The 22,309-nt window shown below is 61.1% G+C and carries 27 protein-coding genes and 1 tRNA gene; 14 read left to right on the top strand and 14 right to left on the bottom strand.

All coding sequences use genetic code 11. The features are described 5' to 3' along the window. Window positions 1-33: 33 nt before the first annotated feature. The 5 genes from ABD819_RS06035 to ABD819_RS06015 form a co-directional block, all read right to left on the bottom strand. The gene (locus tag ABD819_RS06035) at window positions 34-681 is read right to left on the bottom strand and encodes a phage tail protein (protein WP_345122075.1); all 648 of its coding nucleotides are present in this window, start codon (window positions 679-681) and stop codon (window positions 34-36) included. Between the two features lie 439 nt (window positions 682-1,120). Further along, on the bottom strand, window positions 1,121-1,384 hold the full coding sequence (locus tag ABD819_RS06030; RefSeq protein WP_345122072.1) for a hypothetical protein: 264 nt from the start codon (window positions 1,382-1,384) through the stop codon (window positions 1,121-1,123). A 118-nt stretch (window positions 1,385-1,502) separates the two neighbouring features. Then, a complete protein-coding gene (locus tag ABD819_RS06025) occupies window positions 1,503-1,841 on the bottom strand; it encodes a hypothetical protein (RefSeq protein ID WP_345122070.1) in 339 nt (112 codons plus the stop codon). A gap of 27 nt (window positions 1,842-1,868) precedes the next feature. After that, window positions 1,869-3,212, bottom strand: a complete 1,344-nt coding sequence (locus ABD819_RS06020; protein ID WP_345122067.1) for a Y-family DNA polymerase — start codon at window positions 3,210-3,212, stop codon at window positions 1,869-1,871. A 2-nt stretch (window positions 3,213-3,214) separates the two neighbouring features. After that, window positions 3,215-3,682, bottom strand: a complete 468-nt coding sequence (locus ABD819_RS06015) for a LexA family protein (protein WP_345122064.1) — start codon at window positions 3,680-3,682, stop codon at window positions 3,215-3,217. Between the two features lie 382 nt (window positions 3,683-4,064). On the opposite strand from ABD819_RS06015, the gene ABD819_RS06010 reads away from it, so the two are divergent. Genes ABD819_RS06010 through ABD819_RS06000 form a run of 3 tightly spaced genes read left to right on the top strand, consistent with a single transcriptional unit; the run spans window position 4,065 to window position 5,286 of the window. After that, the gene (locus tag ABD819_RS06010) at window positions 4,065-4,427 is read left to right on the top strand and encodes an ArsR/SmtB family transcription factor (RefSeq protein ID WP_345122062.1); all 363 of its coding nucleotides are present in this window, start codon (window positions 4,065-4,067) and stop codon (window positions 4,425-4,427) included. Further along, window positions 4,427-5,044, top strand: coding sequence for a mercuric transport protein MerTP (gene merTP / locus ABD819_RS06005; RefSeq protein ID WP_345122060.1), 618 nt, complete (start codon window positions 4,427-4,429; stop codon window positions 5,042-5,044). Before ABD819_RS06010 ends, merTP begins: the two co-directional genes overlap by 1 nt. Before the next feature lie 11 nt (window positions 5,045-5,055). Further along, window positions 5,056-5,286 (top strand): GDCCVxC domain-containing (seleno)protein, encoded by a 231-nt coding sequence (locus tag ABD819_RS06000; RefSeq protein ID WP_345122058.1) that lies wholly within the window; start codon window positions 5,056-5,058, stop codon window positions 5,284-5,286. A 75-nt stretch (window positions 5,287-5,361) separates the two neighbouring features. Here ABD819_RS06000 and ABD819_RS05995 read toward each other — a convergent pair whose 3' ends face one another. The 3 genes from ABD819_RS05995 to ABD819_RS05985 form a co-directional block, all read right to left on the bottom strand. Continuing rightward, the gene (locus tag ABD819_RS05995; protein ID WP_345122056.1) at window positions 5,362-5,763 is read right to left on the bottom strand and encodes a hypothetical protein; all 402 of its coding nucleotides are present in this window, start codon (window positions 5,761-5,763) and stop codon (window positions 5,362-5,364) included. Between the two features lie 83 nt (window positions 5,764-5,846). Further along, window positions 5,847-6,593 carry a hypothetical protein gene (locus tag ABD819_RS05990; protein WP_345122053.1) on the bottom strand — a complete coding sequence of 249 codons (747 nt, stop codon included), beginning with the start codon at window positions 6,591-6,593 and terminating at the stop codon, window positions 5,847-5,849. Between the two features lie 60 nt (window positions 6,594-6,653). Beyond that, entirely contained in the window at window positions 6,654-7,223 is a 570-nt protein-coding gene (locus ABD819_RS05985; RefSeq protein ID WP_345122051.1) for a thermonuclease family protein, read from the bottom strand. A 106-nt stretch (window positions 7,224-7,329) separates the two neighbouring features. Between ABD819_RS05985 and ABD819_RS05980 the strand changes: the two genes are divergently transcribed. Next, window positions 7,330-7,545, top strand: coding sequence for a hypothetical protein (locus tag ABD819_RS05980; RefSeq protein WP_345122049.1), 216 nt, complete (start codon window positions 7,330-7,332; stop codon window positions 7,543-7,545). A gap of 18 nt (window positions 7,546-7,563) precedes the next feature. Here ABD819_RS05980 and ABD819_RS05975 read toward each other — a convergent pair whose 3' ends face one another. From ABD819_RS05975 to ABD819_RS05960, 4 genes are all read right to left on the bottom strand, one after another. Then, complete coding sequence (locus tag ABD819_RS05975) at window positions 7,564-7,830, bottom strand: hypothetical protein (RefSeq protein ID WP_345122047.1); 267 nt, start codon at window positions 7,828-7,830, stop codon at window positions 7,564-7,566. 99 nt (window positions 7,831-7,929) lie between these two features. Continuing rightward, window positions 7,930-8,556 carry a hypothetical protein gene (locus tag ABD819_RS05970; protein ID WP_345122045.1) on the bottom strand — a complete coding sequence of 209 codons (627 nt, stop codon included), beginning with the start codon at window positions 8,554-8,556 and terminating at the stop codon, window positions 7,930-7,932. A gap of 29 nt (window positions 8,557-8,585) precedes the next feature. After that, window positions 8,586-9,899 carry a tyrosine-type recombinase/integrase gene (locus ABD819_RS05965; protein ID WP_345122043.1) on the bottom strand — a complete coding sequence of 438 codons (1,314 nt, stop codon included), beginning with the start codon at window positions 9,897-9,899 and terminating at the stop codon, window positions 8,586-8,588. A 150-nt stretch (window positions 9,900-10,049) separates the two neighbouring features. Beyond that, window positions 10,050-10,121 (bottom strand) — tRNA-Glu (locus ABD819_RS05960). Between the two features lie 316 nt (window positions 10,122-10,437). Here ABD819_RS05960 and gap point away from each other — a divergent pair. From gap to ABD819_RS05940, 4 genes are all read left to right on the top strand, one after another. Further along, window positions 10,438-11,445, top strand: a complete 1,008-nt coding sequence (gene gap, locus ABD819_RS05955) for a type I glyceraldehyde-3-phosphate dehydrogenase (protein ID WP_345122040.1) — start codon at window positions 10,438-10,440, stop codon at window positions 11,443-11,445. Window positions 11,446-11,650: 205 nt separating this feature from the next. Beyond that, window positions 11,651-12,520: a diacylglycerol/lipid kinase family protein gene (locus tag ABD819_RS05950; protein ID WP_345122038.1), complete on the top strand. Its 870-nt coding sequence runs from the start codon at window positions 11,651-11,653 to the stop codon at window positions 12,518-12,520. Between the two features lie 124 nt (window positions 12,521-12,644). Continuing rightward, window positions 12,645-12,980 carry a translation initiation factor gene (locus tag ABD819_RS05945; RefSeq protein ID WP_345122036.1) on the top strand — a complete coding sequence of 112 codons (336 nt, stop codon included), beginning with the start codon at window positions 12,645-12,647 and terminating at the stop codon, window positions 12,978-12,980. A 33-nt stretch (window positions 12,981-13,013) separates the two neighbouring features. Then, window positions 13,014-13,475, top strand: coding sequence for a DUF1622 domain-containing protein (locus ABD819_RS05940; RefSeq protein ID WP_345122034.1), 462 nt, complete (start codon window positions 13,014-13,016; stop codon window positions 13,473-13,475). Here ABD819_RS05940 and kdsB read toward each other — a convergent pair. After that, window positions 13,472-14,227 (bottom strand): 3-deoxy-manno-octulosonate cytidylyltransferase, encoded by a 756-nt coding sequence (gene kdsB / locus ABD819_RS05935; RefSeq protein ID WP_345122032.1) that lies wholly within the window; start codon window positions 14,225-14,227, stop codon window positions 13,472-13,474. The genes ABD819_RS05940 and kdsB overlap by 4 nt on opposite strands. Before the next feature lie 277 nt (window positions 14,228-14,504). On the opposite strand from kdsB, the gene ABD819_RS05930 reads away from it, so the two are divergent. From ABD819_RS05930 to ABD819_RS05920, 3 genes are all read left to right on the top strand, one after another. Further along, on the top strand, window positions 14,505-15,464 hold the full coding sequence (locus tag ABD819_RS05930; RefSeq protein ID WP_345122030.1) for a DPBB and LysM peptidoglycan-binding domain-containing protein: 960 nt from the start codon (window positions 14,505-14,507) through the stop codon (window positions 15,462-15,464). Window positions 15,465-15,643: 179 nt separating this feature from the next. Further along, entirely contained in the window at window positions 15,644-16,396 is a 753-nt protein-coding gene (locus ABD819_RS05925) for a TIGR02757 family protein (RefSeq protein WP_345122028.1), read from the top strand. Between the two features lie 181 nt (window positions 16,397-16,577). Then, a complete protein-coding gene (locus ABD819_RS05920; RefSeq protein ID WP_345122026.1) occupies window positions 16,578-17,261 on the top strand; it encodes a hypothetical protein in 684 nt (227 codons plus the stop codon). Between the two features lie 133 nt (window positions 17,262-17,394). On the opposite strand, the gene ABD819_RS05915 is transcribed toward ABD819_RS05920, so the two are convergent. Beyond that, complete coding sequence (locus ABD819_RS05915) at window positions 17,395-19,011, bottom strand: hypothetical protein (protein ID WP_345122024.1); 1,617 nt, start codon at window positions 19,009-19,011, stop codon at window positions 17,395-17,397. Window positions 19,012-19,220: 209 nt separating this feature from the next. Here ABD819_RS05915 and ABD819_RS05910 point away from each other — a divergent pair, with 209 nt between their 5' ends. Genes ABD819_RS05910 through ABD819_RS05900 form a run of 3 tightly spaced genes read left to right on the top strand, consistent with a single transcriptional unit; the run spans window position 19,221 to window position 22,237 of the window. After that, entirely contained in the window at window positions 19,221-21,668 is a 2,448-nt protein-coding gene (locus ABD819_RS05910) for an endonuclease MutS2 (protein ID WP_345122022.1), read from the top strand. A gap of 31 nt (window positions 21,669-21,699) precedes the next feature. Further along, the gene (locus ABD819_RS05905; RefSeq protein WP_345122020.1) at window positions 21,700-21,909 is read left to right on the top strand and encodes a hypothetical protein; all 210 of its coding nucleotides are present in this window, start codon (window positions 21,700-21,702) and stop codon (window positions 21,907-21,909) included. Further along, on the top strand, window positions 21,842-22,237 hold the full coding sequence (locus ABD819_RS05900) for a type II toxin-antitoxin system PemK/MazF family toxin (protein WP_345122018.1): 396 nt from the start codon (window positions 21,842-21,844) through the stop codon (window positions 22,235-22,237). Before ABD819_RS05905 ends, ABD819_RS05900 begins: the two co-directional genes overlap by 68 nt. Window positions 22,238-22,309 lie beyond the last annotated feature (72 nt).

The following is a 22,309-nucleotide window of genomic DNA, read 5'->3' as shown; positions in this document are numbered from 1 at the left end:
AGAAGAATGAAGATGCTTCCGGCCCGGCCGGCGCTAGCCGCGGGATGGGTAGATGCTCCCGAGGGCAATCTGGAAGTTGGGCGCCAAGTACGAGTTCACGTTGCTGTGGGCCTGGCTGTTGCCCGCCGTACCGATGGCCGCGGCCGCGGCGTTGGTCGAAGTGGCGTAGGCTTTCACGGTCACATTGCCCTCGTTACTGACGACCTGGGCCCCGGGCACGGCCGGAAAGTTGCCGGCCGGCGCGGTGGTGGTGCCGGCCGCCGACGACACGCCCAGCGGGTAGTTGTGCGCCGGCAGCTGGGCCGTTGTCAGCGTGGTGTTTTCGGCGCCGCCGGCCTGGCCCAGCGCATGACCGGTCAGGCCCGGGCCGGTGTTGAAGGGCATCGGGAAGCGGCCCCGCAGGTCGGGCACGGCGAAGGTGGTGGTGCCATTACCCCCGTAGGTAACGCCCAGGATGGAGAACAGCGCCGTGTTCTGGTTAATGGGCAGCAGCTGCCCATCGCAGAAGGCGTAGCCGTTCACCGCGAAGTTGCCGGCAAACAGCATGATTTCGCCGATATAGGGGTCCGCGCCCGCGGTGCCGCGGGTGCCGCGGGTGCCGCGGGTGCCGCGGGTGCCGCGGGTGCCGCGGGTGCCGCGGCCAAGGCGGGGCCGGCCAGCAGGCCCAGTAGCAGCCAGCACACGAAGGATACGGAGGGGGGCCGGTCCGCACGGGCCGGCTGCCGGAGGGCAGGGTAAGGGTGTTGCATAGGCAGGGAGGGAATCGGTCGGAAAAAGGCCACAGCACCACTTCCTGACCAGGAAAGCCTGCCGTGTTTAATTATTCCTAAAGGTATAACGAAGCAAAGGTAAGTGATATATCCACCCAGCGGTATGACACAAACGGGTCATATTCGGGGTAGCCGCACCGGGCTGGCTACTAGCGCAGCCGCGTCGGAATCGGGACTAGCACCTCACCTGACTGTGCCATTAACGCAGCAATCCCAGCCAACTCCCCGTCGAACAGGAGGCGGGCCGGGGCCACGGCTATCAAACTTATTTTCGGAAACAGCAGCGTAGCCACCTCTGCCGAACCGACGAGACCTCCCGACCGGCCTCCCCACTTCTAGCAAAACCCCGACTACCCCGCTTTACGCAAAGAGAAAAACAAACTCAGCTCATGGTCGCGCAAATGGGCCAGCCACCGTTCAGCGGCCTCCACGCTGTCCATCTCCGATTGTGGCAGTGGAAATATCGGCAGCACGTCACTGCCCTCCCCGAGCCTCATGCGCAGCCCGTAGCCGCCCATTTCGGGCGCTGGCACTATCTCAAACTTGCACCCGCGTTGCTCATACGCGCCATAAAACTCGGTGATGGACTCTGCATCCGGGATAAAATGTGACATAACTGAAAAAGAGAAAGTTATAAATGAGGGCCGACGACCAGCCGGCTCCAAAATCATGGTTTTCCGCCCATAAGCCCGCTTCCTACTGCAACGGAGCCAAGCCAGGACTGCCGCCCGCTCAGGTCCGCTTGCGTTGCTTCCGCTGCTTCTCCCGCTCCTGCAGGTCACCCCAGCAGCTAATCATGGCCTCGAACGTTTCGGCAGCTAGCACCAGTACCCAGTATCGCACCCGGTCCCGCAGAATGTAGTTGCTGACCGAATCAACGTGCCCTTGCGCCCGCAGTTCGGCCGCCTGGCCCGGCTTCAGCGCCACCGAGAAATGCGTGTAGCAGTTGCCGTTGGCCTGCACCGCCATGATAATACGCCGGTTGTGCAGCCGCCTCGTCACCCCCCTTCTAGAGGTTTCATAGGTAGGTATCGCCCCCGGCAAGTGGGCTGGTGGAATGGGAAAGGCCATGAGCTTATCAAGTTGAAGTGGGAAAAATCAGTTTACTGTCATCAAGTCCTCTAGCCGCGTCGTGTAGGCCGGAGTGCGCCAAGCCGCTTGCCCCTTCCAGGGCACCGGCCCGCCGCCCTTCGGCCCCAGCGCCGCCGCCAGTTGCACCGTCCCGCGTCCGAACCGCGCATTCAGTCCATCCAGTGCCGCCATCATCTGCGCGCTTCGGCCTTCTACAGCTGCCCCTACCGGGTACAACCCCGCCGCCAGCGGCGCAGCCTCCCCGAAAAGCCCCAACTGCTGGCCGCCCGGCGCTTCCAGCCCCGCCATCACCACGCCCGCCTTCACGTACACCGCCCCCGGCTCCCAAATCCGGCCCAGCAGTTGCGCGGCCCGCGCTGTCAGTTCTCGCGTGTCGCTGGTGGGCACCGGCAGGGTCAGCACCGCCGAGCGCGAATGCCCGCCCGCGTCCGGCCCATACCTGCTTTTGCTAATGAACACCGTGAGAACGTGCGCCAGGTCGCCCTGCCGCCGCAGCTTCTCCGCCGCCCGCGCCACAAACGCCGACAGCGCCCCCAGCACCGAGGCCCGCTCCCGCAACGGCCGCCCGAACGTGCGCGAGCAGCTGATGCTTTGCCGGCGCAGCGTTCCATCTTCACTCGGAGCCAGCCCCGCGCAGGGGTAGCCCTGCAGCTCCCGCACCAGCCGCGCCCCCACGACCCCGCCCAAAAACTTGCGTGCCCAGGACTCCGACACCCGCGCCAGGTCGGCCGCCGAGTCAATGCCCGCCGCCGTGAGCTTCTGCGCGTACTGCCGCCCCACACCCCACACGTCGCCCACCGGCACCTGCCCAAGGGCCCAAGCCCGCCGCTCCCCCGAATCCAGGTACAGCACCCCGCCCAGGCCGGCATCTTTCTTGGCCAGTCGGTTGGCCAGCTTGGCCAGAGTTTTGGTCGGGGCCACGCCCACGCACACCGGTATGCCCGTGCGCGCTTTCACGCCCACCCGCAGCCGTTGCGCCAGGTCGGTGAGGTTGCCGAGGTACGGCGTCAAATGCTGCTCCAAGCCGCCCAGGTCCAGAAAAGCCTCGTCAATGGAATAGATTTCCACGGCCGGCACCGTAGCCCCCAGGTAGTGCATCACACGGCGCGACATATCCCCGTACAGCGTGTAGTTCGAGCTGAACACCTGCACCGAGTCCCGCCGCAGCTGCTCTTTCACCTGAAAATATGGGTCACCCATTTTCAGCCCCAGCGCCTTTGCTTCCGCCGAGCGTGAAATGATACAACCGTCGTTGTTGCTCAAAATCACCACCGGCCGCCCTTCCAGCCGCGGCTGAAATACCCGCTCACAACTCACGTAGAAGTTGTTGCAATCCACTAGCCCGAACATACCTAGTCGCGGCTGTGCAGCAGCGCCGTTAGCCGGCCCGGCAGCAGCTCATGCACCACGTGCGTCACCACGCCCCAGATTTGCAGTTCTTCCCCGGTCCGAATCTGGTAGGGCTTAAAGGCCGGATTAGCCGGCACCAGCCACCACGACTCTCCCCGGCGCTCCAATCGTTTCACCGTGCAGTCGCCTTCCACCACCGCTACCACGATGTGCCCATGGTCTGCTTCCAGGTGCTTGTCCACCGCCAGCAGGTCGCCGGCATGAATCTCCGCGCCGCTCATGCTCTCCCCACTCACCCGTACCAGATACGTAGCGTCAGGGTGCCGAAACAGCAGCCGGTTCAGGTCAAACAGCCCTTCCAGCTCATCGGTGGCTGGCGAAGGAAACCCCGCCGGCACCCGACAGCTGAACACCGGCAGGAGGGCGGGCATCGGTGCTTCCAGCACCGGTATAAGCAGCACGTCGTACATAAGGCGGAATAGATTAATGTAGCGGCAAAGTAAACGACTACTAACTGATTTAGTTTATTGTGCGACTAATATAATTGGCAATGCACCCTGATGGTCAGGCTTAAAACTTTTTCTCCACCCGGGCAGTCCAGGCTAACCCGACAGTAATCAGGCAGTTTTGATAGCTTATTCTGCCTTCAACACAAAAAAGGCCAGTTCCCAATTAAGGAAGCCGGCCGGCAAGAAGGGTTTCAGCTGCTGCAATTGCCCTAGGGGCTACCATTCCTTTTAGTCTTTTGCTTGCTTGGCATTGCTTGTTAAGAAGTTAGGCAAAAGATGAAACCTTATACCGTACTTTAGCATTCGCTTAAATACGGTAGGCATCTTTCTGCTCTAAATTTCTATGAATCCAACCCCTTGCGTCCGGGTCTTTGCCGACACCGACCACATCAGGCAATGCCAGGAGCGCTTGGCCCAGGCCAGCCCCGCACTGAGTTCTTTGGCTAGCGTTTTGGCCCTGGCAGGCAACGAAGTGCGCCTGCAAATGCTTTTCCTCCTTGCCGATGAGCAGCTATGCGTTTGCGACTTGGCCGACGTGCTGCAGATGACCATTTCGGCCGTTTCCCAGCACCTGCGCAAGCTCAAAGACGGGGGCGTAGTCAACGCCCGCAAAGTGGGCCAGACGGTGTTCTACACCCTAAACGCCGAGCACCTACCGGTGCTCCAGCCGCTGTTAGCCCGCCTCACCGCTACCGAACCAGCCTGATGAACAACGCCCCCGCTCAGCCCTCCAAGTCTTTGTTTGGCGCTGGCCTACTCGCCGCGCTGGCCGCCTCGCTCTGCTGCATTACGCCGTTGCTGGCCGTGGTCGGCGGCCTCGGTGGCGCTGCCAGCTCCTTCGCCTGGCTCGAGCCCTACCGCCTCTACCTTGTGGCCCTGACGGTAGCCGTGCTCGGCTTCGCCTGGTACCGCCAGCTGCGCCCCGCGCCAGCCGCCGACTGCTGCGCTGTTCCCGCCAAACGCTCCGTGATGCAGTCCACCGGCTTCCTGGCTACCGTCACTGTGCTAGCTGGCCTGTTGCTGGCCTTTCCCTACTACGGCGCGAAACTTTACCCCACCACCAAGCCCAGCGCCCCCGTTGCTACCACCAACGGAGCTGCCCCCATATGGCAAACCCGCACCTACCGCATCGGCGGCATGACGTGCGAGGCATGCGCCCACCACGTCGAGCAGGCCGTGCAGCAAGTGCCCGGCGTGCAAACCGTGGCCGTGTCCTACGACCAGGCCACCGCCGAAGTACGCTTCGATGCCGCCCAGGCCCAACCCGCCCAGGTCGAAAGCGCCATCAACGGCACCGGCTACCACATTCTGCCTACTCGCTAATCACCTCCTCCATGACCCCGACCCAACCCGTAACCCTCACCTCCGTGCTCACCTGCCCCGTTTGCCAGCACGCGCAGGCCGAGCAGATGCCAACCGACGCCTGCCAGTGGTTCTACGAATGCACGAGCTGCCACACCATCCTGAAGCCCCTGGCCGGCGACTGCTGCGTGTACTGCTCCTACGGCTCGGTGCCGTGCCCGCCCATCCAGGAGCAGGGCAAAGGTGCCTGCGGTTGCTGCTAACATCCAGTAGGAACCCATAAGAAAGCCCCGCCTGCGCACTGCAGACGGGGCTTTTTGATTGAAGGCAGCTTACCGCTACGCTTGCTGTAGGTCAACCTGTGGAGGCGAAAGTATCGGCGTACCCGCTACAACCTCCCCGAAAAGTGAGTTGGCCGGCAGTTCCTGCCCACCGTTGCCGTCCGGCACCTGATTGAACAATACCACTTCCTCACCCGGTGTGCTCTGTGCCAAGTGGTCCACCAGCACTTCCTGCCCGCTGTTGGCGTGCAGCGCCTGCGTGAGCAGCGTGTAGGTGCTCACGTCCACGTTATAGAGCTGGTTGAGCGCATCCATCTGCATAGCCGCGTCCTCGGCCGCTCCGATGGCATCGGCCAGCAGTTGAGTGTAGCGCCGAGCCTTTTGGTCAGCCTTGGCGCGTAGCTTGATGGCGCGCTTCATGCGCCGCTTGAATTGGGTTTGATAGGCCGTAAGTGCCATAGTGAGTAAGAATTAGAAGATGAAAAGGAAAAAGAAACGGCCGGCCGTTCGTGGCCGGCCGCTTCGGGCTTCACTGCCGCAGCTTAGGCCACGTACTCAATGGCCAGCGGGTTAGTGCTGTTGTTGTTCAGCGGGTAGAACTTGCCATTAATCTGCTGGTAGAAGTTGATGCCCACCACGCCCACCACCAGGTTGGCATCGGTCGGCGCGGCCGGGAAGGTGGCCACCACCGCCTGATTCACCAGCGGAGCGCTGTTAAGGGGCAAAATGCCCAGCGGAGCCGCCACCACGCCGTTGGCATAGGTCAGCAGCTCCATGTCCAGGTTCGATGCCGCGAACACCACCTCGAAGTGCGTAGCGCCCTGCGGCGCGGCGATGTCCGAAGCCGGATTCAGCGCCGGGATGCTCATCGTCACGTCAGCACCCACGCCCGTCACCTCATAGGGGAAGTACATGGTCTGGCCGATGCCGGCCCCCGCGTTGAAGTTGAAGCCGAGCAGCGGGGCCGAGTTCGAAGAGTCGAACACCCGCTGGCCGCGGTCGTTGGTGTCGTCGAGGCCGACAATCTCGCGCATCTTTTGCGTGAGGCGCGAGGTAACCCGGCTGTCGCTGGCTGAGGCAATAGCTACGCGCAGCGAATCGCGGAGCAGCTTGCCGTACTTGGCCGACAAGCCGAATTCAGCCGCGTTTTCGCGGGTACGGGCCAGGCTGGCCTTGCTGTCGAAGGCAGACTTGTTGGAGGCGGGTTTTTGACGGACCGAGCCGTCTTTGGCGAATACAAGGCCGCCCACGGTGCCTTGCAGTCCCAGAATGCCAGTTTGTGAGGCCATGAGAAAAGGGGGTAAAAAGTTGAGAGTAAGAACCCGGCTGCTTTCACTTGCGCGGCTTTGTTACCAGGTGCAGCCAACCCGGTAGCGCCGCTTGATTTCTGAATCGAAGGACCGCCACAGCTTGGGCGACACCGCTTGGCTCACGCCGCATTTCCACAGCCCTAGCCCGGCCCGCTGCGCGGCCGTTTGCTGCGCGGCCCGCCCCGCCACCATGCGGTTAGGGTCGAAGGCCCAGGCCCAGCCCCGCGCCACCAGCAGCGAATCCAGCGGCACAGCGCGGCCCGCCGCGGCCACCGTCGAAGTTGGCAGCAGCACAGCTCCAAGCGTCCGGCCGTAGAAGTCCAGGCCCGCCCGCGCTACCAGCACCACCCGCCCCGGAGCCAGCAGCCGCGCCACCGAGTCCGTGGCCTGCGGCCCGAACGCCTGGTCATTCTCGGGTGCGTCCGCGCCCAGCAGCCGCAGCCGGAACGTGGTGGAGCCCGACAGCATGATGTAGGTATCGGCGTCGATGACGCGCACCACCCGGGCGGCCTCAGCGGCGGCAGCGGCGCGGGCCGTAAACGACAGCGGCGCGCCCGTCTCGCGCTGGCCCGACAGACAGCCCGCCACCAGTACCCCGACCAACGCCATTTCGCCTACCCGTAAAATTGTCTGCCTACCCTTCATGCCCCGAACCTACGGCCCGGTTTTAGCGGTTGTATCTTAGCCTGCCAGTTTTACCCAAAACCCTCCCATTATGCCCCAGGTCTGCATCTGCCCGAAAGAGGCAGCCCAGCTTACCGGCACCAAATACAGCACTGCCAAGGTCCTCTTGCAGCGCATCCGTAAGCACTTCGACAAGCCTGCCCGCGCCTACGTGTCCGTGGCCGAGTTCTGCCAATTCACCCACCTGCCGGAGGCGGAAGTTTCCCGCGCCCTGAACGGAACGTCGGCGGCAGCCAACCGTAGCTAGAGCATAGCTGGAGTATAGCTAAAGCGTAGCTGATGTGCCGTCGGTGCGTCGCCGTTCGATTTCAGCCCTTATTGCCTCAAACAGAGCAGCATCTTCGGGTTCGCGTGTCAGCACTGCTTTCATGCTGTTCAAGCTGCCCAACGATGCAGCCGCCAAATAGCTGCCCAGCTGGCTCGGCTGAACGGCTTTTGCGTCACGGGCTTGAATCTGCGCCCAAGCCGTCGCGCTCCAATCGGGAACACCATCAAGTTCTTCAATGGGAAATTCTTCGGCTGAAGGCAACATGAACGAGCTGAGGTTATGGGTAGCAGGGCTGCTTACCAAAGGTAGCGGAGAGGCTAGAAGGTTAAAGCTGTTCTGTATTGCAGCCGGAGCAGTCAAGCATTATTGATGCTTGCCCAGCAATGGCCTTAGATGTACTGCAATGGTATTCTCCAGGATGGGAAGTAAGTCGGCCATGTCATCTTCGAATTCGAATACTGTTAGCTCCAACTTCAATTCCAGGCCACGGGCATAATGGTAGAGCTGCATGCCCTGTGTTTTCTTCGCGCCCCAAAAGCCAAGATGCTGATAAACCCGGGCCAAGAAGCCAGATTTCGTACTCACCTTTCCCACATATAGAACTCGGGAAGAGTAATCTACTTTGCTTTCTTCCCGAAATGCAGGCATGGCTCGCAGAACTTTGTCCTTGTAGGACTTAGCCGCGTCTCGCACAGATTTCGAGCTGTGCGCTGAAACAATTTCAAAAACGTAAACAACCGGACGCTTGATGTCTGCTAGCTCATCAAATACCGTGCTATGGGCCGCATGAACCCGGAGGCTCTCACCTGGAAACTCAGGCAGCAGGTCTACATCAATGATGAAGGTGTGAACCTGTTTCGCACCAAATCTGGCTACGTGGGCAAGTGGTTTGGCCACCTGCCCACATTTTTCCATGACTGTTTTAAGGATTTCCTGACTCTTTGGCGTGATATCCATTGCAGAGGTCTTTTCAGCTTTGGTTTTTAGCAAACCTACTTACCCGCAGCTGCAACCAGTCCTCACGCGGCCAAAGGCTCTACGGCGCATACCTGGCTAGCCCGGCCCCCCGCGCTTTCGGTAGCGGCTCCCTGACCCTCCCAGATGCGGCGCATGGTATTGTGCTGCAGGTCCTCCACCACTTTCGCGTACAGCAGGGTGGTTTGAATGTTGGCGTGCCCCATTACTTTCTGCAGCACCTCTACCGGCATCCCGCGCAGCAGGCTTTGCGTGGCGAAGGTGTGGCGGGCCGTGTGCGAGGTCAGCAGCTCATATTTCGGCACCGACTTTTTCACGACCTCGCCCGCTAGTAGCTCCGTTACCACCACGTCGCCCGTCAGCCCGGCGTACTGGCCCACTTTCTTCAAATAGCGGTTCATCACCTGATTGGCCAGCACCGGCAGCAGCCGCTTCCGCTCGCCGTCCACTGCGTACCGGTCGATGATGGCACCCGCCGCTTCCGTCAGGTAAATGCTCACCCCCGTGCGCGTTTTGGTTTGTATCAACCGCAGCACCCGCGACCCGTTCCACTCGTGCAGGTGGCCCGGCTGCAACGCAAACACGTCCGAGTAGCGCAGGCCCGTGTAGCAGCAAAACAGCAACACGTCGCGCACCCGCACCAAATGAGCGGGCAGTATGGCGGTAGATAAGGCGTCCAGGTCGGCGGCGCTGAGCCACATTTTTACCACGTTCTGGTGCTTGCTCTGCAGCTTGCGCAGCTCCACCGGCACCGGTAGCCCCAACTCATCCCGGCACCACTTTAAAAACACCTTCAGCCCGCGCACGAAGCTGGCAATGGTATTCGGCGCCAGCTTCCGGTCAAAGCGCAGGTAGCCCAGCACCCGGTCGTGCGTGGCCAGGGTGTACGTCGTGGGGTCCAGCAATTCCCCGCAGCTGCTTTCGAACCCCAGAAGCCAGCTGCACAACATTTTTCGCTGCCGCAGGGTGTGGCCCGCGTAGCCCCGGGCCCGCAGCGCCTGCCGGTGCTGCTCAAACAACGTCGGCAAAGAGTGCCGTTGCACGACCTCCGGCTCCGGTGCCGGCGCGGGCCGCAACGCCGCCCGCAGGCCCGCTAGGGTAGGGGCCTCACCGGCCGCCCGCAGCTTGCGCCACCACGCCAGCACGTTGCCCGCCATCAATTTCAGCAGGTAGTTGGCTTCTTCTGCCAGCGGATAGGAGGCCCGAAACTTTTGTTTGTCGGCGTTCCAGTCGGCCGGCTTGCACTTTTCGCCTGTGGCGCATTTGAGGCGGGCACCATCAAAGTAGACCACCAGATGCACCGGGCAGCGCCCGGTAGAATCTTTCTTGTCGCTTCGCAACACAAATTGGGTAACCATACGGGGGGGGCGTAAGGGGGGGCGTCCCTCGGATAGGGAACCCCCGGTTTCGCGTCGTGAACCACCGTGCGGGCCAAACGCAAAAAACCCGGAAAACTGCTTTCACGACGTGAGAAGCGGTTTTCCGGGCCTTCCGGTTGTGGTGTATTGTAGTCCGTAGGGGAATCGAACCCCTGTTGGTAGAATGAAAATCTACTGTCCTAACCCCTAGACGAACGGACCGTTTTTTGTTTTGGTGATGCAAAGGTACGGCGCGAGGCTTTCCGTGCAAGTTTAGGGGCAAAAAAAAGTGCTGAACAATTCAAAGTGTGCTGTTTTTCAGTCGGAAAAATATTTTCAGCATCGCTTGATTGGGGTAGGGCAGGGCGTTGAATTGCCACAACCGGACCCGGGACGACTGAAAAGAACCGAAAATCCCGCCTGAAAACATCCTCTTGCCACCGGGCGCTGGCTAACCCGCGCCCACCTGCTATCTTCGCCCCGCGTTTCAACCGGCTGCCAGTGTGGTAGCCAGTCACCTATTTTTTCCTGTTTTGCAATGGCAAAAATCAAAGTCGCCATCAACGGCTTCGGCCGCATTGGCCGTCTCACTTTCAAGTCGCTGCTGGGCCGCGACAACGTGGAAATCGTCGCCATCAATGACTTGACCGACAACAAGACGTTGGCCCACTTGCTGAAGTACGACTCCGTACACGGCCGTTTCGATGGCACCGTGAGCTACGACGAGGAAAGCCTGACCGTGAACGGCCAGCGCATTGCCGCCCTCGCCGAGCGCGACCCCAAGCTGCTCCCCTGGGGCAAAATGGGCGTCGATGTAGTGTTGGAATCGACCGGCCGCTTCGTGGATGAGGCAGGCGCAGGCCAGCACATCACCGCTGGTGCCAAGAAAGTCGTGATTTCGGCCCCCGCTACCGGCAACATCCCCACCGTAGTGTTGGGCGTGAACGAGGACATCCTCACCGGCTCGGAAACCATCATCAGCAACGCCAGCTGCACCACCAACTGCCTGGCCCCGATGGCCAAGGCGCTGGACGATGCCTTCGGTATCGAGAAGGGCTACATCACCACGGTACACGCTTACACGTCGGACCAGAACCTGCAGGATGCTCCTCACAAGGACCTGCGCCGGGCTCGCGCCGCCGCTTACAGCATTATCCCCACCAGCACCGGTGCCGCCAAAGCCGTGGGCCTGGTGCTGCCCACGCTGAAAGGCAAGCTCGATGGCCTGGCCATGCGCGTGCCCATTCCAGATGGCTCGATGACCGACCTGACCGTGGTTCTGAAAAAGGAAGTCACCAGGGAGGAAATCAACGCCGTGATGAAGGCCGCTTCCGAAGGGGCCATGAAAGGTATCCTGGAGTACACGACCGACCCGATTGTGAGCATCGACATCGTGGGCAACCCCCACAGCTGCATTTTCGACTCGGAGCTGACCTCGGCTAACGGCACGCTGGCCAAAGTAATTGGCTGGTACGACAACGAAACCGGCTACTCGACCCGCACCGCTGATTTGATTCAGAAGCTGGGCGAGAAGATGGCTAAGTAAGGTGAAAATGTGCTGATATGGAGGATGTGCCAACAGGTATTTCCTGCGGAAGCAACTAGAAAAGCCTGCCTTATGGCAGGCTTTTTTTTGCCGATTCAGTAACAGCTCTTACCGGCGACCCTTCCTGCCGTTTTTGCCTGGTTTCCGTATCAGGACCTTCTCCGCATCTCCAGCGCTTGCCTTCTTCCACATCAACAAAAAGTCCTTGCCCAAAACCTGCTTCATATTGAACCCCACGGCCGGCCCCAGCCGCCGCCACGATATGCCGGCCCTGATTGCGCGGCATTTTGGTGCGCTGGAAACCGGGTATGAAATCCGCCTCACCGAGTATGCCGGGCACGCCGTGGAGCTGGCCCGGCAGGCGGCGGCCGATGGCTTTGCCGTGGTGGCCGCCGTGGGCGGCGATGGCACCGTGAACGAAGTGGGCCGGGGCCTGCTGGGCACCGAAGCCGCTCTGGGCATTGTGCCCCAGGGCTCGGGCAACGGCCTGGCCCGCCACCTGAAAGTGCCGCTGGCGCTGCCAGCCGCGCTGCAACGGCTGGCCGCGCCCACTTTCAGCCGCATGGATGTGGGGGTGATGAATGGGCACCCGTTTTTCTGCACGGCCGGGCTGGGTTTTGATGCGCATGTGAGCCAGCACTTTGCCCAGGCCGGCTCGCGGGGCCTGAGTACCTACCTGCGCGTGACCCTGCGCGAGTACCGCCGCTACGTGCCGGTGCCGGTGACGGTAGACCTCAACGGCAAGCATCGGCAAACCGATTGTTATGTGCTGGCTTTCGCCAATGCCTCGCAATACGGCAACAACGCCTACATCGCGCCCCTGGCCGACCTGCGCGACGGCCTGCTCGATGTGTGCCTGATTGATAGCCTGCCCGTGGGCCGCGCCATTCGGGTGAGCCTGGGCATGGCCCTCGGCAACTTGCCCCAATCCAAGGCAGCGGAGTATTTTCGGGTATCGCAGAGCCGGGTGGTGGCGGATGCCCCCATCGGTTTCCATGTCGATGGCGACTATTTAGGACACGCCACCGAATTTGTAGTCGAGCTGCTACCGCTGGCGCTGGCCGTGGCGGTGTAGGTCATTTAACAGGTATCATTGAACATTTAACAGCTGTTTAATGAATGTTGAAGTAGACGACGAATCAAACCAAGCACGCAGGAATCGCCCACCGGATTGTTAAATGATAAATGTTAATTGTTAAATGAAAAACGCCCGCACTGGGGTGGTCTACTCCACTAATCCCGATTTTACTTACGAAAACAACGAGCCCGGCGAGGCCAACACCCTGCCGCCGCAACAGCAGCAGCTGCGGGTACAGCTCGACAAAAAGCAGCGTGGCGGCAAGCAGGTGACGCTAGTGACTGGCTTCGTGGGCTCCGATGCAGATTTGCAGGCGCTGGGCAAGCTGCTCAAAACCAAGTGCGGCGTGGGCGGCAGCGCCAAAGACGGCGAAGTGGTGGTGCAGGGTGACTTCCGCGATAAAGTGCTGGAAGTGCTGCTGAAAGAAGGCTACAAGGCTAAAAAGGCCGGTGGCTAGCCAGCCCCCGGCTACCCTCATTTCGCCTTCTCAATGGCTTTTTCCGCCCATATGCTCCTACTCGCCACTCCATTTTTATCGGGCCTGCCCGAAGCCGCCCGCGACGTGACTTCCGCGCACGGCCAGGCCGAAAGCGCTGTCATTGAGGGTGTGCTGTGGCTGAAGCTGGGCATCGAAACGGTGGGCGCAGCCATCATTGCGCTGGGTATTCTCAGCGCGGGCGGGCTGCTGCTGAAGGCGTTGGCCAAGCGCCAGACGGCCGATTTTACGGCCATTCGGCTGACGCTGGCCCGGTATCTGGCCCTGGCGCTGGAGTTCCAGCTCGGGGCCGATATCCTCTCCACGGCCATTGCGCCCAGCTGGGAGCAGATTGGCAAGCTCGGGGCCATCGCCGTGATTCGGACGGCGCTCAACTACTTTCTCTCGCGCGAAATGCGCGAGGAGCGCCACGAAGTCAGCCCCGAAAAGGAAATAACGGCCCGGGCCGACAGCTAAGCCGAGCGCGCCAGCCGGGCGCGGGCCCGCTCCACGTCTTCGGGCGTGTCAATGCCAAAGGCATCCAATTCGGTTTCGGCGCAGCGGATTTTGAAGCCTGCCTCCAGCCAGCGCAGCTGCTCCAGGCTCTCGGCCGCTTCGAGCGGCGACACGGGCAGCTGCGTGAGCTGCGCCAGCACCTGCGGCTTGTAGGCATACAGGCCCAGGTGGCGCAGGTAGCGGTGCTGGGCCAGCCATTCGGCCTCGGGATATTGGCGCTGGTAGGGCAGAGGGTGGCGGCTGAAGTAGAGCGCCTCACCGCGTTGATTCAGCACCACTTTGGGCAGGTGCGGGCTGAACAATTCTTCGGTGGAAACCACCGGCTTCACCAGCGTGGCGATGGCAGGCGCGGTGGCCGGGTCGGCAAATAAAGCGGCCAGGGCGTTGATTTGTGCGGGCTGAATGAACGGCTCGTCGCCCTGAATATTGACGATGCAATGCACATCGGCAGGCAAGCCCAGCTGCTGGAAGGCCTCCCAGAGGCGGTCGGTGCCGCTGGGGTGGTCGGGGCGGGTAAGCACGGCCTCGCCCCCAAATTCCTGGACGTGGCGCACAATCCGCTCATCATCAGTGGCCACCACCACGCGGGCCAGGTTGGCCTGGCGGGCCTGCATCACCACGCGCTGAATCATACTCTGGCCGCCCAGGTCGACGAGTGGTTTGCCGGGCAGGCGGGTGGAAGCAAATCGGGCGGGAATCAGACCAAGGACCATGAGCAAAGCGGGAATTGAGGCGGCGACAGCAGCTATGCCGGCAGTAATGTGGTCCAAAGAACGGGCTTTGGGGCGAATGCGCGACACGAAAAAAGGGTGGCCAGCGTTGGAATGCAACGCGGCGGTTCGGCCACTGGGTTTGTCGGAACGGCAATAATCTGGCTTTGGCAGGTACCATCAAACCAATTGCCCGCCGCTTTTTGTGTTATTTTGCCTGCGCTGGCGGCTAAGTCGGTTCATTCGGGCGGGATGGTGTAAATTTTGCAAGGTTGATTTTATGACTGTAATTATTTCGCTGCTCACGCTATTGGCCCTGGGCGGACCTGGGCCGGGCAAAGCCGGCAATTCCAAAAGTGTCCCTGCCGACTCCATTGGCGTTGAAATGCGCGGCGGCCAACGCTTCGTGAAGCACCGGATTACCCCCGGCGAAACCCTCTCGGCCCTCTCGCGCCGCTACCGAGTTACCCTCGACCAGCTCAACGCGGCCAATCCGCAGATTAAAAACGGCTTGGGCATTGGTCAGATTGTATTTGTGCCCCGGCCGGCCGCTGGCAAGGCTACTCTCACAGTACCAAAAGCCCCGGCTGGCGCTGCGGCCGCCGTGGCGGTGCCGGCCCGCTACACCGTGGCCCGCGGCGAAACGCTTTTTGGCATCGCCCGTCGCTTCCAGCTGACTCCCGACGACCTCATCAAGCTCAATAAGCTGCCCGCCAGCGGCACCGTGCGCGTGGGCCAGCAACTGCTGCTAACGGCCCCCGAGGCCAGTGCTCCCGTGGCAGCAACCACCGCTCCCAAAGCTGCCCCCGTGCGCCCGGTTGAGGTAGAAGACGTGCCGGCCTCTATGCCAGCAATGGCCAAAACCGCGCCTGTGCCGGCCGATAAACCCGCCCAGATTGCGACCGTAACGGCTGCCGCGCCGGCCGAAAAGGAGCGTGAAGACCGCACCCCCAGCCGCGCCAGCGAAGTGCTGGCCCGCGTGGTGGAAAACGGCCTGGGCGCTTCCATCGAAAAAAGCATTACCGATAAGTACCTGGCCCTACACAAAACGGCCCCGGTGGGTACTATCATGCAGGTGCGCAATGCCATGAACGGCCAGTCGGTATACGTGCGCGTCATCGGCAAACTGCCCGATACGGGCGAGAACAACAACATTCTGGTGCGCCTCTCGCCGCGGGCCGTGCAGAAGCTGGGCACCGCCGATTCCCGCTTCCGCGTCGAGACGAACTACATTCCGTAGCAAGGCTGCGGTTGCAATAAGGTCAAAAAGAAACGTCATGCTGAGCGCAGCCGAAGCATCTCGCGTGGGGTAGTAACTCAATCGATTGGGTTTACTGCTGCACGCGAGATGCTTCGGCTGCGCTCAGCATGACGTTCTTTTTTGTTGGTCAAATCCGCTAAAAATCCCTCCCTCCTCCCTTGAACATCGCCCAGCTCCGCCGCCAGCTCGACGCCCAATACGAGCGCTACAACCGTCCGGAATTCATCAAAAATGACCCCATCCAGATTCCGCACCGCTTCAGCCAGAATCAGGATGTGGAAATAGCGGCGCTCTTTGCCGCGCTGCTGGCCTGGGGGCAGCGGCCCACCATCATCAACAAGTGCAACGAGCTGCTGCGCCGCATGGATGATGCCCCGCACCAGTTCATCACCCAGCACCAAGATGAGGATTTGAAGCGCCTGCTCGGCTTCTGCCACCGCACCTTCTGCGATACCGACCTGCTGTATTTCGTGCATTTCCTGCGCCATTGGTACGGGCAGCACGACTCGCTGGAAACTGCGTTTCTGGTGGGCCACACGCAACGCGAGCGGCTGATAAACTTCCACAACCACTTCTTCAGCCTGCCCGATGCGCCTCAGCGCACCCGCAAGCATGTGGCCACTCCGGCCCGCAAATCGGCCTGCAAACGGGTGAATATGTACCTGCGCTGGCTGGTGCGGCGCGACGATAATGGCGTCGATTTTGGCCTCTGGACCCGGCTCTCGCCCGCCGACCTCATCATGCCCATCGACTTGCACGTCGAGCGCCAGGCCCGCCCGCTGGGCTTGCTCACCCGCAAGCTGGTAGACTGGCAGGCGGCCGAGGAGCTGACCGCCAACCTGCGGCTGCTAGACCCGGCTGACCCGGTGAAGTACGATTTCGCGCTGTTTGGGGCGGGGGTGGATAAGTAGCATTAAATGCTGGAGCGCGTTTTTGACGCGCCGCTTAGTGGCTCCGAGTCTCTGACTCGCTTCATGGCCGAAGTTCCTGGAGCCGTGCGCCAGCGAGCCACAGGCTCGAACCCAGTAAGCGGCGCGTCGCAGACGCGCTCCAGCAGGGAAGTAGATTTACTCGAATGTTAGAATAGCTTAAATGAAGCAGTTTGAATTCACGCAGTACCACACCGGCAAACTGTTGCTGATTTGGTTGGGCGGCTTGGTGGCCATCATATTCTTGGCCGTGAAGGGGATGAATACGGCGATGGCTACTGCAAGTCCTACGGTGAAAATGGCGTGGTTTATAGCGGTTTTTGCAGTTGGATTTTATGGACTATTTCGGTGGGGGAAGGCAGTAAGTGCGAAACCAACCCTGATTGTGATTGACGATGCTGGGTTAACGATATTGGACCGTAAATCGGGCGAGAGCCAGCGAGTATTATTTGGTGATGTCGTCGCTTACCAGCACAGTGATTTCAATAATGTTGAGCGGCTTCGAATAAAGTTGAAGAATGGCACGAAGCAGAAAATTATCATTAATACTAAGCTGCATAGTGACCAACAACTTGGCCGCATGGTGAGAGCTTTCGAAACTGCATTGGCGGCGCATCAACAGCAGGTAGGTGATGCCAAAACGGCGTTGCGAGAAAAGACTTTTTTTGAAAAACCGATTTCTACAGTAGTGATGGTGCTGCTCTCTACTGGGGCAGCCTGGTTAGTATGGGACGTGTTTACTAGCGGCAGACCCGTGAAATGGGGTAGTTTGCTCTTAATATCTGGTAATTTTGTCGTGTACTTGGGAGCTTGGCTGGCGGCCAGCGGTAAGCGCAGGCAAGAGTAGCCTCTTCAGCCCGCAGCATGTTACATATCTCTCGTGAAAAGCAGTCCAGCGACTCCGGACAGGTAGATTGTAGTAGGAGCGAATTTTAACTTGAATGTCGAAATAGCCCCTTGCCATTGGGCATTGTGCTCACTCACCGCACCACATACACGTCCACCTGCCCACCGGCCCCTTCCGGCGCGGCCAGCACCAGGGCGGCGGCCGGCCCGATGGGCGCCACGGTGTACTCGGCGGCGGTTTTGCTTTTGCGTAAGTTGGCGGCTGCGAGCTGGCGGTCGACAAGGCGGCCGATGCTGCGGTGCAGGCTGATGGGCGACACCAGCAGGGCATCAAGCATGAGCTGGGGCTGGGGCGCGCCGGTGGTGTTGGCGTAGCCCACCAGGTAGCTGGGGCCGCTCCAGGAGATAATCTGGCTGTTGAAATAGGGCTGGGGCTGGCGCGGGAGCTGCGGCACGAGCTGCACCGGCCGGGGCGCGAGGCGGGCATCGTAGCCGGAGACCACAAAATGGTCGGGGGTCCAGTATTGCAGGGTTAACTCCTGGGTTTCGGGCGAGTAGAGCACGTTGCTGATGATACTGCCGCGCAGCTGAGGCGTGAGCTGGCCGGGCCGGAAGCCGGCCAGCGCCGCGTAGGGCGTGGCCTTGGCTTTGAGGAAGGTGCCATCGGGGCCGTAGCGCTGCACGAAGGTGCCCAGACTGGGGCTGCCGGGGGCGCGGCCGTCGAATACCGTGGCGCTGTACTGGCCGAGAAAATGGCAGTTGCCGGTGGCTTCGTCCAGGTAGAAATCGGCGTTGCCGCCCGTGGAGGTATCGTATTGGTCGGCGTTGCCGGCGGCTTCGAGTAGGCGCGGGGCGTGGGCCTGGCCGTGGTGCGGGTAGCTGGTGCCGCCCTGCACCACCGTGCCGGCCGGCAGGTGGCGCTGGAGCGCGGTGCGGAAGCTGGCCCGCTCGCGGCCATCGAGACCCAGCCGCTTTACCTCGAACTCAACGGGCGTGGTACGGGCCTCGGCTTGGGGGCCGGTGCCCTTCACGGCCCGGTAGAAATAGCACTGGCTGCCCCTGATGCCACCAAATACCCAATCGCGGAAAACCTCGCTGCCGTGCCGCACAACGGGCGGCGGCGGCAGGCTCAGGGCCGTGTGGGTGAGCTTGCCGGAGCCCAGGTCGCAGCGGTCGAGGAAAAACTGACCGGTCTTGGTGCGCGGGTTTTCCTCCCTGGCCACGGCATACACCACCCCATCGGTAGCGTAAGCGGTAAGCATCGTGCGCGTGGCCGGGCTCCGGGGCGCGGGCACGGCAAAGGTTTTGCCAGCTACGCGGCCGGTGGCATCCAGGGCCTGCACCAGCAGCGCGTGGCGGGGCAGGCCGTCGGCGGCTTCCAGAATGGTCTCGACGCTATACGTCTTGTTGCCGGCGCTGGTCAGCAGCAGCGGCTCAATGGTGATGAGCTTGTGGCTGCCCAGGTCGAGGAAGCTTGTTTTGGCTATTTTGGCGACTTGGGCCTTTTGAATGGTGGCCTGCCAGGCCGTCTGGCCGCCGGGCAGCAGCGCCACCACCCGCACGTCGGGACTGTTTAGGGTTGGGAAAAACAGCAGGGAGTTGTGGTTGGCCAGCGTGAGCGTGGCGGCCAGCTGTTCCGCGTTGCTGATGGCAATTGTATTGACGGGGGCATCGGGGCCGGGCCGGGGCATTGCGCCGGGTGTACCGGCCGTGGCCACAGCGGCAAAAAAACCAAAAATGCTAGCTAACATGCTATTCAATCCGCTGAAATTATAATTATAGTATACTGTAGTGCCTCCATATTCGCCGCGCTCCCTACAAGGCCCGTGCCGGTAGTGGCTGCGTAGCCATAACGGGCGTTATTGCCCACCCCAAAAGTTGGCCTTGCCCCGCGAATCTTTCCCGCCCCGCCCACTGTTTACCTTCGTACTCTATTACGACTACCGCTAAGCGCACTTACTTGCTGTTACCTCAACACTTCGAACAAAAAATTGGCTTCACCACCCTGCGCGAGCAGCTCGAAGCCAACTGCCTTTCCGCCCTTGGCCGGCAGTACGTGGCCCGCATGGAGTTCCAGACCCGGCACGAGCCGCTGCTGAAACTACTGCAACAAGCCGATGAATTCGCTTACCTGCTGCGCGCCGGGGCCGATTTTCCGGCCTCCCACTACCACGATACGCAGGCCCATCTCAAGCGCGCCGCCCTGCCCGGGGCCTACCTCGACGTAACGGCCTTTTTTGAGCTGAAGATGAGCCTGCGCACCATTCGGCAGGCGCTCACCTTCTTCTCCGATGCTGACCCCAGCCTGTACCCCACGCTGCGGCTGCTGGGCATCGGTATTCAGGTCGACCGCAATTTGCTGGCCGCCATGGACAAAGTGGTGGACGACGAGGGCGCGGTGCGCGACGATGCCTCGCCGCTGCTGCGCCAGATTCGGCAGGAGCTGATTGCGCGCCAGGGCCAGCTCCGCAAGCAGATTGCCGGCATCCTGCGCCACGCTAAGAATGAGGGCTGGATTCCCGGCGATGCCGAGCCCACCATCCGGGGCGGGCGGCTGGTACTGCCGGTTATTGCCGAACACAAGCGCAAAGTCAAGGGCCTGATTCACGACGAATCGGCCTCGGGCCAGACCGTTTACATCGAGCCGGAAGCCGTTTTTGAGCTCAACAACGACATCAAGGACCTCGACAATGCCTTCCACCGCGAGCTGATTCGCATTCTCACCGCCCTCACCGACCACCTGCGGCCCCACATTCCGGACCTGCGCAAGGCCTATGGCTATCTGGGGCTGATTGACTTTATCCGGGCCAAGGCGCGGCTGGCCGTCACGCTCGACTGCCGACTGCCGCTGCTGCACAACAAGCCCCTGCTGAAGTGGGAAAAAGTGCGCCACCCGCTGCTCCAGCTGGCTTTTGCCCAGCACAAGCGCGACAACGGCGACCCCCGCGAGGTGGTGCCGCTCGATTTGGAGCTGAACGCCGAGCAGCGCATTCTCGTCATTTCCGGCCCCAACGCGGGCGGTAAATCCGTGAGCCTGAAAACGGTGGGCCTCGTGCAGTTCATGCTGCAAATGGGCCTACTGATTCCCTGCGCCGACAACTCCGAAGCCGGCATCTTTGAGGATATTTTCCTGGATATCGGCGACGAGCAGAGCCTGGAAAACGACCTTTCCACGTATTCCTCGCACTTGCTGGCCATGAAGCAGTTTATGCTACTGGCCGGTAAGAAAAGCCTGGTGCTGATTGACGAATTTGGCACCGGCACCGAGCCCAGCCTGGGCGGGGCCATCGCCGAAGCCGTGCTCGACGAGTTGAACAAGACCCGCGTCTTCGGTGTGATTACCACCCACTACACCAACCTGAAGAACTTCGCCGAGCGCACCCCGCACCTCGTGAACGGGGCCATGCGCTACGACCCCGAGAAGCTGCAGCCGCTTTACCGCCTCGAAGTGGGCAAGCCGGGCTCGTCGTTCGCCATCGAAATTGCCCGCAAAATCGGCCTGCCGAAAGAGGTAGTGGAACGCGCCACGCAGCTGGTGGGCAAAGATAAAATCCGCTACGACCGCCTGCTCGAAGGCCTCGAAAAGGAGAAGACCGAGCTTGAAACCCGCACCGCCGAGGCCGCCAAGGCCGAAAAGCGCCTCAAGCGCGCCGCCCAGGAATACCAGGACCTCAAGCAGCACCTCGAAGACACTAAGCTCGAAACTCTGCGCACGGCCAAGCAGCAGGCCAAGGCCCTGCTGGTGAACACCAACCAGCAAATCGAAGCCACCATCGGCGAAATCCGGCGCGGCAACGCCGATAAGGAAGTGAACAAGGCCGCCCGCGAAAAGCTCGAAACCTTCGTGCGCCAGGAATTGCAGATTGAGCCGCCCAAACCCAAAGCCACCCGCGAGCGCGCCGTAGCCGGGGCCCTGTTGCCCGGCGATAAAGTGGCCCTGTTCGGTCAGGACGGCTACGGCGAAGTGGTGAGTGTGAAAGGCCAGACCGCCGAAGTCATGTTTGGCGGTATGAAAACGCTGACCAAGCTCAGCCAGCTCGAAAAGCTGGGCCGGGCCGAAATCCGCGAGCGGGAGCAGGCCGCTAAAACCACGAAGTCGAGGCTCAGCGGCGGCAGCTCCGGCGGGGGCGGCAACGGCGTGAACATCACCGACCGCATGGCCGGCTTCAGCCCCACCCTCGACCTCCGCGGCGAGCGCGCCGAAGACGCCCTCACCAAAACCATGAGCTTCGTGGATGATGCCGTGATGCTGGGCATGCCCGAAGTGAAGTTCCTGCACGGCCGGGGCAACGGCGTGCTCCGCCAGGTAGTGCGCGACTACCTGCGCTCCCAGCGCGCCGTGGCCAGCGTGGCCGACGAGCACGCCGACCGGGGCGGGGACGGCGTGACCATCGCCGTACTGAAATAAGGCACCGCGATTATTTGCTTAAATTTGGTATATGACAACTGCCCTCATCATTCGGGAAATCAGCAAGCTGCCGTGGACTGAACGGCTACTGGTCGTTGAAAAAACGCTTAGGTCAATTCGGCAGGATAAGCAGCGCAGCCTCGCCCAGGCCGTCGATGCGCTGTACCAGGATTATGCTGCTGATGCTGACCTCACGGCATTCACCCAAATTGACGTTGACAGCTTTTATGAAGCAAAGTGAATTCTGGCTGATAAATCTGGACCCCACCATTGGCTCAGAAATCAGCAAAACCCGTCCCGCCATTATTGTCAACGATAACACGCTGGGCCGTTTGCCACTCAAAATTGTTGTGCCGTTAACTGATTGGAAAGACCGGTATTCGGTGGCAGCCTGGATGGTAAAAGTGGTGCCCGACCGGCTCAATAAATTAAGTAAGCCTTCCGCAGCCGATTGTTTTCAGGTGCGCTCAGTTGCGCAGGAGCGGCTGGTAAAGAAAATCGGAACTATTGATTCCGATGCAATGAACCAAATTCGGCGAGCCCTGGCCCTGGTTTTTACCATCGAGTGAAGTAATCATTATCGAATCAAAAAAGGCGGCCCCCAATTCGGGAGCCGCCTTTTTTAGGGTAATTCTAGGGTG

Source organism: Hymenobacter antarcticus (genome assembly GCF_039539545.1).
Classification (GTDB): domain Bacteria; phylum Bacteroidota; class Bacteroidia; order Cytophagales; family Hymenobacteraceae; genus Hymenobacter; species Hymenobacter antarcticus.
The sequence above is the reverse complement of the archived record's forward strand: the minus strand, read 5'-3'. Positions and strand labels throughout refer to the sequence as shown.

Bases quoted from the DNA above. Each gene is read 5' to 3' on its own strand.
- ABD819_RS05965 (WP_345122043.1), bottom strand. From the start codon at position 9,899: ATGGTTACCCAATTTGTGTTGCGAAGCGACAAGAAAGATTCTACCGGG.
- gap (WP_345122040.1), top strand. From the start codon at position 10,438: ATGGCAAAAATCAAAGTCGCCATCAACGGCTTCGGCCGCATTGGCCGT.
- kdsB (WP_345122032.1), bottom strand. From the start codon at position 14,227: ATGGTCCTTGGTCTGATTCCCGCCCGATTTGCTTCCACCCGCCTGCCC.
- ABD819_RS06025 (WP_345122070.1), bottom strand. From the start codon at position 1,841: ATGGCCTTTCCCATTCCACCAGCCCACTTGCCGGGGGCGATACCTACC.
- ABD819_RS05990 (WP_345122053.1), bottom strand. From the start codon at position 6,593: ATGGCCTCACAAACTGGCATTCTGGGACTGCAAGGCACCGTGGGCGGC.
- ABD819_RS06010 (WP_345122062.1), top strand. From the start codon at position 4,065: ATGAATCCAACCCCTTGCGTCCGGGTCTTTGCCGACACCGACCACATC.
- ABD819_RS05905 (WP_345122020.1), top strand. From the start codon at position 21,700: ATGACAACTGCCCTCATCATTCGGGAAATCAGCAAGCTGCCGTGGACT.
- ABD819_RS06015 (WP_345122064.1), bottom strand. From the start codon at position 3,682: ATGTACGACGTGCTGCTTATACCGGTGCTGGAAGCACCGATGCCCGCC.
- ABD819_RS05975 (WP_345122047.1), bottom strand. From the start codon at position 7,830: ATGTTGCCTTCAGCCGAAGAATTTCCCATTGAAGAACTTGATGGTGTT.
- ABD819_RS05915 (WP_345122024.1), bottom strand. From the start codon at position 19,011: ATGTTAGCTAGCATTTTTGGTTTTTTTGCCGCTGTGGCCACGGCCGGT.
- ABD819_RS06000 (WP_345122058.1), top strand. From the start codon at position 5,056: ATGACCCCGACCCAACCCGTAACCCTCACCTCCGTGCTCACCTGCCCC.
- ABD819_RS05920 (WP_345122026.1), top strand. From the start codon at position 16,578: ATGAAGCAGTTTGAATTCACGCAGTACCACACCGGCAAACTGTTGCTG.
- ABD819_RS05945 (WP_345122036.1), top strand. From the start codon at position 12,645: ATGAAAAACGCCCGCACTGGGGTGGTCTACTCCACTAATCCCGATTTT.
- ABD819_RS05980 (WP_345122049.1), top strand. From the start codon at position 7,330: ATGCCCCAGGTCTGCATCTGCCCGAAAGAGGCAGCCCAGCTTACCGGC.
- ABD819_RS05900 (WP_345122018.1), top strand. From the start codon at position 21,842: ATGCTGCTGATGCTGACCTCACGGCATTCACCCAAATTGACGTTGACA.
- ABD819_RS06020 (WP_345122067.1), bottom strand. From the start codon at position 3,212: ATGTTCGGGCTAGTGGATTGCAACAACTTCTACGTGAGTTGTGAGCGG.
- ABD819_RS06030 (WP_345122072.1), bottom strand. From the start codon at position 1,384: ATGTCACATTTTATCCCGGATGCAGAGTCCATCACCGAGTTTTATGGC.
- ABD819_RS05995 (WP_345122056.1), bottom strand. From the start codon at position 5,763: ATGGCACTTACGGCCTATCAAACCCAATTCAAGCGGCGCATGAAGCGC.
- ABD819_RS05940 (WP_345122034.1), top strand. From the start codon at position 13,014: ATGGCTTTTTCCGCCCATATGCTCCTACTCGCCACTCCATTTTTATCG.
- ABD819_RS05985 (WP_345122051.1), bottom strand. From the start codon at position 7,223: ATGGCGTTGGTCGGGGTACTGGTGGCGGGCTGTCTGTCGGGCCAGCGC.
- ABD819_RS05930 (WP_345122030.1), top strand. From the start codon at position 14,505: ATGACTGTAATTATTTCGCTGCTCACGCTATTGGCCCTGGGCGGACCT.
- merTP (WP_345122060.1), top strand. From the start codon at position 4,427: ATGAACAACGCCCCCGCTCAGCCCTCCAAGTCTTTGTTTGGCGCTGGC.